This window comes from Staphylococcus sp. HMSC14D10, assembly GCF_001808125.1.
GTDB lineage: Bacteria > Bacillota > Bacilli > Staphylococcales > Staphylococcaceae > Staphylococcus > Staphylococcus haemolyticus.
Genome location: NZ_KV792273.1, coordinates 1 through 2,474 on the forward strand (window position 1 = coordinate 1; position 2,474 = coordinate 2,474).

The following is a 2,474-nucleotide window of genomic DNA, read 5'->3' on the forward strand; positions in this document are numbered from 1 at the left end:
TTGTGGGATGTTCTTTAGCAATTTCAATATAAGCATCGTGTAGTTATGAAAAAATTACGACAATGACTGTTTCATTAGATAAGTGTTATTGAAATTGATAAAGACTATATACTTCAATAAAATGAAATTTGTAAATAAAAAAATAAGAGATAGAACTAAGATTTCTTGTTCTACCTCTTTAAGTGTTATTTTTCTTTTACAAGTTTTTTAACTTCTTCTAATTCATTTTCAACATCTCTGCTCGGTTTTTTGGTTATAAGACTTACGATATAAGTCACAATCAAACTTGTTAAAAATCCAGGAATAATTTCATATAAATTAAAGAAGTCATTATATTCTCCCAATGGTTTCACAAAAACAATCCAAATAATGACGACAACTGATCCTGATATCATACCAGAAATAGCTCCTGTACGACTTAATCCCTTCCAATAGAGAGATAGTAATACCAGTGGACCAAATGCAGCACCAAATCCAGCCCATGCATTACCAACAAGATTAAGTATAGTATCATTCGGAGTCCATGCGATTATAATAGATATAATTGCTATAATAAGAACAGATAATCGACCTACTAATAAAAACTCTTTTTTATGTTTTTTTGCAGCTTCTTCGCCTCTAATTAATTTATAGAAATCCTCAGTAAGTGAACTAGAAGTAACAAGTAGTTGTGAGGAGATTGTGCTCATAATAGCTGCTAAAATTGCTGCAAGAAGGAAACCACCAACCAATGGATGGAATAAAATTTGGCCCATTAAAATAAAAAGTGTTTCTGGATCATTTAATTTAACTCCTCTATCTTGAACAAAAGCAATACCTATCAATCCTACGCATACAGCACCAATTAAACTAATAGCCATCCAACTAATACCAAATCTTCTGGCAGTTTTTAATTGACTAACCGATTTGATTGACATGAATCGCACTATAATATGCGGTTGACCAAAGTAACCTAACCCCCAAGCAAAGAAAGAAATAATGCCTACAATAGTGGTACCTTTAAATAAATCTAGATTAGTTGGTTTTAAATCTGCTGCTTGAGAAAATGCATCAACGCCACCTAATTGCATCATTGCGACAATTGGCACCATAATCATAGCAATTAGCATAACTACACCTTGAAAGAAGTCAGTTAATGATACAGCTAAATAACCTCCAAAGAATGTATAAGCAATAACAATCACCGAAACTAGAATAAGACCAGTATGATAATCTAGACCAAAAGCAGTATTAAATAATTTACCACCTGAAACCATACCTGAGTGAGTATATAGTGTAAAGAATACGACAATAATACTGCCAGAGATAATTTTAATAATATTAGAATTATCATTAAGACGATGTGTAAAGTAGTTAGGTAATGTGATTGAATCATTCGCTTTTTCAGTGTACACACGAAGTCTTGGTGCTACAAGTATGTAGTTAACATAAGCTCCGATAGTTAATCCAATAGCTAACCATGCTGCTGATAAACCTGTAGTGTAAACTTCTCCAGGTAATCCCATAATCATCCAACCACTCATATCAGAAGCGCCGGCTGATAATGCTGTGACGTAAGGCCCTATATTTCTCCCTCCAAGCATATATTCACTCAAATTCCCAGTTGCTTGTTTATAACCATAGTACCCAATAATAAGTAAAATAAAGAAATAAGCTGCAAGCATAACATAAGTTCGCCAATCAGGATTTACTTGACTTGACAATGATGTAGCAAGAATAAACATAATTAATAACCCCTTTATTATGTAATTATTTTAGTTACATACAATAATTATACAAAAAATAAAAGTTATTTAAAGGGTAATTCTATCTTTTTTATATTTATTAAACCTTTTTAACTATAATTTCTGTGTATTTATAGCGATAAAAATAGTTTTAATATTAATTGCTAGTATATAATATTCATTAATTTTGTATATCATAATAATAAAAATAAACTTATTATATTTGAGTAACATATAAATCGATATATTTGATTTGTCATTTATTACGAATTCCGGTGAGAATAAGAGAAAATTCCATATAAAAACCCGTGATAAACGTTGGTATGACAAGGAAATCCCGGAATCCCACTCATTTCTCAGGAAATATAGCTATATATTCATATATGATTTGGATTTGTAAATGTCAGTACGATTTACTTTTCTGTTTATATTATTTATAAATAATAATGGGATTTCGGGATTACGCTTGCGTAATCCTTCTGTCACTTGAAGTTATCCAATCCCATTGCTATCTTGTTCATATTTATTTTGGGATGTTCTTTCGTCATACAATATAAGATTCACATTGAGTTGTGACTTGTTAGTATGTTGAAAAGGTTCGTTAGATGGGTGTTATTGAATGACGAAAGGACAGTACACAGATATTAGATTTGAAAGTAGAGTGTTTGAGGCAAAAACAAAGACGAAGTGCTGAGGAGCACTTCGTCTAGATTATTAGGCTCTACGTCAAATCGGACTGATGAGTCCAAA

Annotated in this window: 1 protein-coding gene; it reads right to left on the minus strand. The window is 31.4% G+C overall.

Features of this window, described 5'->3' with window-relative positions:
* Positions 1–185: 185 nt before the first annotated feature.
* Complete coding sequence (putP, locus tag HMPREF3134_RS11280; RefSeq protein WP_053036242.1) at positions 186–1,724, minus strand: sodium/proline symporter PutP; 1,539 nt, start codon at positions 1,722–1,724, stop codon at positions 186–188.
* Positions 1,725–2,474: the final 750 nt, after the last annotated feature.